We start from the raw sequence: 5,216 nt of genomic DNA on the forward strand, positions 1-5,216 counted from the left end.
TCATCGCCGCAGCCCTGCACCTGACCCACTTCGAATACAAATACCTACCGGAAAGTCGCTGAGATTACTTCAATGGCACCGTGACTGGCAACTAGCACCGGTATTGGTTACGCGGAGTGACGAACGCCTGCGTTGGCCTGTGGTCGTCAGTGCAGGTTGCCGTCACGGTTGCCGTCAACCAACACAAAGTATCGACGTTGGCCAACTGCTTGCTTGGGGGAGCCAAGTCCTCGTGTGCTCCTCGGCTGGGATGCCGACGTGGTGCCGGCGAAGGCGGCGTGCGCGCGGGACCGTAGGCCAAGAGCGCGTGCGCGCGGCCCCGGCTTCGGCCGGGGCCGTTCTTGATCCTGTAGAGCAGTTTTGAGCCAGTCGGATCTTGGTCGAGGGCCTTGGTCTGGCTGGCTTACTGCTTCGGTGCGCGGTTGCGGCTGCTGCGGGGACGCTTGGCGGGCGGCGAGGGCTGGTCGCCGTCGCTGGCCCGTTGGAGGGTTTCGGGCTGCTGGGCGAAGTTGCCTCGGCCGGCCTGGTATTTGATCACTTCGTCGATGAGGTCGCTGTTGGCGTCGGCGTGGCGCAGCAGGTCGTGCAGGGCTTCGTTCTTGTCGTCGGCGGTGCGGGCCTGGTGGTAGCGGATGGTAATGGCCTGCTGGTCGGCGAGGTAGGCGGCCACTCTGCGGCGGAGGTCGGGATCGTCGATGGGTTCGCGGAGGACACCACCGCGTAGCAGGTCGAAGGCGTCGGGGTGCACGAAGGTGCCTTTGCCGGCGACGCTGTAGGTGATGCGCCGGTGTTGCAGTTCGCGTAGTGCGCGTTGGGCGGTCATGGAGGCCACGCCGTAGAGGTCGGCCATCTTGCGGGCGGACGGGAGTGGGTCGTTGGGGTTGAGGCGTCCGTCGCGGATCTGGTCGAGGATGTCGTCGACGACCTGCTGGAACAGGGCTCGCTTGTCGTCTGGGTCGTGGGCCATGCGCTGATCGTAGCCGTCACGGGTTGATCAGGCGAGACAGGCGTCACATGACACGCGTGTGCCCAAAACTCTTGACCGCCACAGGTGTCACGTGACACCTTATGTGCACCGGGACGCATGCCGACAGGGGCGTGGGCCGGAGTAGAGGAGAACACAGCATGTTGGTGTTGCCGATTGATGGCAGCCAGGCGCTGCTGGTCTCCCCAGGTTGCCGTCACCGTCGCCGTCAACACCGATAGGTGATGGGGTGAAAATCCCACACGTACTATGTGGTAGCCGGCAACACGCCGGTGCTGGTCCACAACACGAGTGCATGTCCAACGGTCCCGTGGATCACGGGTAAGCTGCCTGCAGCCGAAGACGCCGCGCTGAATAGAACCTTGGCGCAAATCGATGCTGGGACGGTCCCGACTGGGCCTACCGCGAAGAAGTGGGGTACGCAATTTAAGAACTGGGGCCGTAACCTTCCGGGTGCCTCGGGACTCAATTCACCTTACCTTGAGTACAGAGTCGCTCCGCCCCCTGGAACAAGTGGCGCTGGGCCTCTTCGGGTCGTCCGCAATTCGGACACAGGAGCAACGTATTATACCTGGACCCACTACGGTGACTCTGGTAGTCCAGCATTCGTTCGGGTCCGGTGATTTTATGGAGTTCCTGCCAGGTCTGACTGTCGTAGATAGTGTGGCAGTTGGTGACATTATAGAGACGGCAAGGGGTGCTGACCTGGCGGTCTTCGTCATACTGACGGGTGGGCGGGAGGGACGGGAGGCGTTCTTCGATACCGTTCGAGCGACGCTTCCGCTTGATCCACCGCTGCAAAGCTCGCGAAGCTGGGATGCTCTATCCGATTCACTTTGGGAAGGACTCATTCAACTAGACTCGGATGGGATTGTGATTGCGTGGTCGGACGCCGCTGATTTCAAGGACGTCAGTCCGACAGAATATGAAACGGCGCTAGCGGTCCTTGGCGACGTTGTCGAGTCGATCGGCGACTCCGTTGGCACATGTGGGAGGCCAAAGATGGTGAGCGTGTATGTCGGCGGTCGGCGGGGTTCCTGATTTACTCGGGGCGTCGCCCATTCGCACGTAGTCGGTACGCAGCAGGCAAGTAGATGTCCTGGTTCGGAGACCACGTACGGTAGTGGGAGGCTGTCTAACGTTGCCACCGTCTGCTCGGGTTGCCGTCACGGTTGCCGTCAAACGCGCTCGATCAATGCCGATGCATCGATGGATTTGGCCCGGTCGGAAAGGCGATGGAAGCGGGATCCAGTGGCGCGCCGCGTAGCGGTGCGGCGTCGATCCCCGGAACCACCCGCCATGGTCGCATCGCGAGGGGATCGTCGTGGCCGTCGGACGGGTCGTCCGGCCTCGTAACCAGTTGGCCGGCTCGGTGTTGGCTGGGCGCGTGCGCGGGTGAGTATGAGATTGAAGAAACCTTGAGGAAGGCGGGCCCGGTCAGGTTGAAGAATGAGGACGGCTCTTTGCAGAACTCTGCCAAGTTTGAACACAATGGTGTTCGGGTGATCATCAACTATGATCAGCCGTGGAAGAGTACAGCCTATTACAGGGGTAGCTGAGGTGATGCCCGTGACTGCCTTCAATGAGTGGCTGTCGCACCGTGTCAGCGATGCAGATTCATTGTTGTTTAATACAGTCGTTGTTCCGGTCTCGCCCAACATCAGTCTCGGTGCGATGGATTTGCTTCGAGCATGGTGGGAGCACCTGTCAAAGTTTACGGCGGACCTTTCGGTGCCCCCTGGCGACCGCTCGATCTGGGGGGCGCACGACTACATCGCAGCGCTTATTCTTCGGGACCGGCTTGCGGCGGCTATTTCACGTGTCGATCCGACGCGGAGATACCGAATCGAATCAGTCGTCGCAGAGATTGATCAGCTCTTCATGGACTTTACGGAACCTGATAATGATGGTTGCATTGAGCGAGTTGATGGACGGCAAGATTCCAGTCGTGGCTGGTGGTGGAAGAGGGTGCCAGCGCGCGGACCCGTCCGCGCAGAACTCAGAATCCAATACGGGCATGAGACGAATGGCGGCACCGGGTGACTGTAAGAGGGCGTCTGATTCACGTATTTTGTGAGTGATGCCACCTTTAGATGTCTCGCCAGGTTGGGGTGGTTTCGTTGGTGACGCGTTTGGTGGTGAGGTTGTCGATCATCGCGATGCGGATCATGCTGGCGGAGTTGCCGGGTAGGGCTTCGTAGTCGCGGGCCAGCTGGCGGTGCAGCATGATCCAGCCGAGGCTGTTGGGTCGGGCCCGGGCGCGGTGCCTGGATTGGTCCAGGTCCGTTTCCCGGACCCGCCCGCCGAACCCGGCGTGCGACTCTCACCGCACCGGGCTCTCCACGAGGTCATGCCGTTGGGGTGGGTTTGTCGGTGTGGGCTGCCAGGGGTTCGGGATCTTGGTGCCGCGATAGCGGTATCGGGTCACGGGGACCTTCGCCATCTTGAACAACTCGACCCCGTCGAAGGCGATGGGCTGCCACCCTTGCGGGGTGCGCAGCCATCGCTGGATGGCTCTCCAGGTCATGCGGTTGCCATACGTGCGCACGGTGAGGACTGGGGCAGCAGGCCGCCCCAGTGGTGACGGAAACGGCCACGTGCGTCCGCTTCGGTTATCCAGGCTATGCATCCGGCAGCGCCGCCAGGCCGCCAAGCACGGACGTGAGGCTCGCCTCCGCGTTGACCGCGACGCCCGCCGTGGCGTCGAGTGGTAGCAGTGGTAGGACTGCCCAGGAGAAAGTCGCCATTTCGGCTATCAGCGCGTCAAGGTAACCGACATAGGACGGCGGCAGTTCTTCACGCTGCGACAGCCGCGGCAGGATCACGTCCAGCCCTCCTGGCTGCTCCGGCAGCCGGAGTTCTATCGACGTGCACGCTTCGAAGGCTGCGAGGCGATGTACGTGCTGTTCGAGTTGCGCACGGTTCTGGTCGGTGGACGGATAGGGCAGCTGAGGGTCGTTCGGCAAGGGTATGCCGGTCTTGTGATGGGCCAGCGCAGAGCAGATCACCGTCTTGGGGCCACGGTCGACGAGCACAACGTCCTGGGCGAGTCGGGCAGCCGTCGTGATCAACCATTGGATGCGGCGTGTCTTGGCTTCGAGTAGTGCGTGGGCGATCTGACTGCCTGTTGTTGTCCGTACCCAGGGGGCGAAGTCCTCCGGTGCGGAAAGCTCGTTCAGATAGGTCCACAGCGGCGGCGCGTGCGCGACGGTACGCCCGTGTGCGACCAGGGCCGGGGCGAGGTGGGCAATGAGGGTGGACTTGCCGCTGCCGTCGGGACCATCGATGAAGACGATCATGGTCGCTGCTCAGGTGGCCCGGATCGTGGTGGGCTGACTGTGACGGGCGGCTGCGCGATGGTGCAATTCCTCCAACGCTGCAGGCACCTGACTGGCGAGCTGCTCGGCTCGCGTGGAGTCGGCCGCACCGGTACGGCGGTAGGCGTCGTAGTCGTTGAGTATCCGCGCAGCCTCAGAGGGTGGTTCGGTAGCTTTCGTCCGCTGTGGGTTTGGGTCGGCGTGTGAATGTGAGCCGTGGTCGTAACCGGTGGGGGCCCGGCCGCGTTGGGCCGATCATGGGTGAGCGTGCGGCGTATCCGAGCGACCTGACCGATGATCAGTGGGCGGTGGTCGGGCCGTTTTTGCAGGCGTGGAAGGACCAGCATCCGTCGGTGTCGGGGCATCAGGGCCGCTACGAGCTGCGGGAGATCGTGAACGCGATCTTCTACCAGAACCGGACCGGGTGTCAGTGGGCGTACCTGCCGCACGACCTACCGCCGAAGTCCGCCACCTACTACTACTTCGCCCTGTGGCGTGATGACGGCACCGACCAGACGATCCATGATCTGCTGCGCTGCCAGGCGCGGGAGCGGGCCGGCCGTCGGGAGGATCCGACCGCGGTGGTGCTGGACACCCAGTCGATCCGGGCGGCCAACCACATCCCGGCCGCGACGACCGGCAAGGACGCGGCGAAGAAGGTGCCGGGTCGTAAGCGGGGACTCGCGGTCGACGCCCTGGGGTTGATCATCGCGGTGGTGGTCACCGCGGCGTCGGTCACCGACAACGCGATCGGTATCCGGCTGCTGGACAACGTCCGCGCGCACACCCCGACCGTGACCAAGGCGTGGGTCGACGCCGGGTTCAAAGACGACGTGCAGATCCACGGCGCGATCAACGGTATCGACGTCGAGCAGGTCCTTCGGTCCGACACGACGGCCGGGTTCGTGCCGGTG

Annotated in this window: 7 protein-coding genes and 1 pseudogene; 4 read left to right on the forward strand and 4 right to left on the reverse strand. The window is 63.1% G+C overall.

All coding sequences use genetic code 11. The features are described from left to right. Nucleotides 1-403: 403 nt before the first annotated feature. The gene (locus ACLQ2T_RS29105) at nt 404-967 is read right to left on the reverse strand and encodes a GntR family transcriptional regulator (RefSeq protein WP_425769551.1); all 564 of its coding nucleotides are present in this window, start codon (nt 965-967) and stop codon (nt 404-406) included. 290 nt (nt 968-1,257) lie between these two features. Here ACLQ2T_RS29105 and ACLQ2T_RS29110 point away from each other — a divergent pair, with 290 nt between their 5' ends. From ACLQ2T_RS29110 to ACLQ2T_RS29120, 3 genes are all read left to right on the forward strand, one after another. Beyond that, the gene (locus tag ACLQ2T_RS29110; protein ID WP_425769557.1) at nt 1,258-1,608 is read left to right on the forward strand and encodes a ribonuclease domain-containing protein; all 351 of its coding nucleotides are present in this window, start codon (nt 1,258-1,260) and stop codon (nt 1,606-1,608) included. A gap of 4 nt (nt 1,609-1,612) precedes the next feature. After that, nucleotides 1,613-2,026, forward strand: coding sequence for a barstar family protein (locus tag ACLQ2T_RS29115; RefSeq protein WP_425769552.1), 414 nt, complete (start codon nt 1,613-1,615; stop codon nt 2,024-2,026). Between the two features lie 528 nt (nt 2,027-2,554). Next, a complete protein-coding gene (locus ACLQ2T_RS29120; RefSeq protein ID WP_425769553.1) occupies nt 2,555-3,028 on the forward strand; it encodes a hypothetical protein in 474 nt (157 codons plus the stop codon). 46 nt (nt 3,029-3,074) lie between these two features. Here ACLQ2T_RS29120 and ACLQ2T_RS29125 read toward each other — a convergent pair. The 3 genes and pseudogenes from ACLQ2T_RS29125 to ACLQ2T_RS29135 all read right to left on the reverse strand — a co-directional run. Continuing rightward, nucleotides 3,075-3,227, reverse strand: a pseudogene (locus ACLQ2T_RS29125) (IS5 family transposase); the annotation flags it as partial. 81 nt (nt 3,228-3,308) lie between these two features. Then, a complete protein-coding gene (locus ACLQ2T_RS29130; RefSeq protein ID WP_425769554.1) occupies nt 3,309-3,512 on the reverse strand; it encodes a hypothetical protein in 204 nt (67 codons plus the stop codon). A 94-nt stretch (nt 3,513-3,606) separates the two neighbouring features. Continuing rightward, nucleotides 3,607-4,284 carry an AAA family ATPase gene (locus ACLQ2T_RS29135; RefSeq protein ID WP_425769555.1) on the reverse strand — a complete coding sequence of 226 codons (678 nt, stop codon included), beginning with the start codon at nt 4,282-4,284 and terminating at the stop codon, nt 3,607-3,609. A gap of 275 nt (nt 4,285-4,559) precedes the next feature. Here ACLQ2T_RS29135 and ACLQ2T_RS29140 point away from each other — a divergent pair. Further along, nucleotides 4,560-5,216: IS5 family transposase (locus ACLQ2T_RS29140; protein ID WP_425769556.1), on the forward strand; the 657-nt coding region annotated here is incomplete at its 3' end.

Source organism: Micromonospora sp. DT229 (assembly GCF_049844505.1).
GTDB lineage: Bacteria > Actinomycetota > Actinomycetes > Mycobacteriales > Micromonosporaceae > Micromonospora.

Coding starts and splice junctions, on each gene's coding strand:
- ACLQ2T_RS29105 (WP_425769551.1), bottom strand. CDS start 967: ATGGCCCACGACCCAGACGACAAGCGAGCCCTGTTCCAGCAGGTCGTC.
- ACLQ2T_RS29115 (WP_425769552.1), top strand. CDS start 1,613: ATGGAGTTCCTGCCAGGTCTGACTGTCGTAGATAGTGTGGCAGTTGGT.
- ACLQ2T_RS29130 (WP_425769554.1), bottom strand. CDS start 3,512: ATGACCTGGAGAGCCATCCAGCGATGGCTGCGCACCCCGCAAGGGTGG.
- ACLQ2T_RS29135 (WP_425769555.1), bottom strand. CDS start 4,284: ATGATCGTCTTCATCGATGGTCCCGACGGCAGCGGCAAGTCCACCCTC.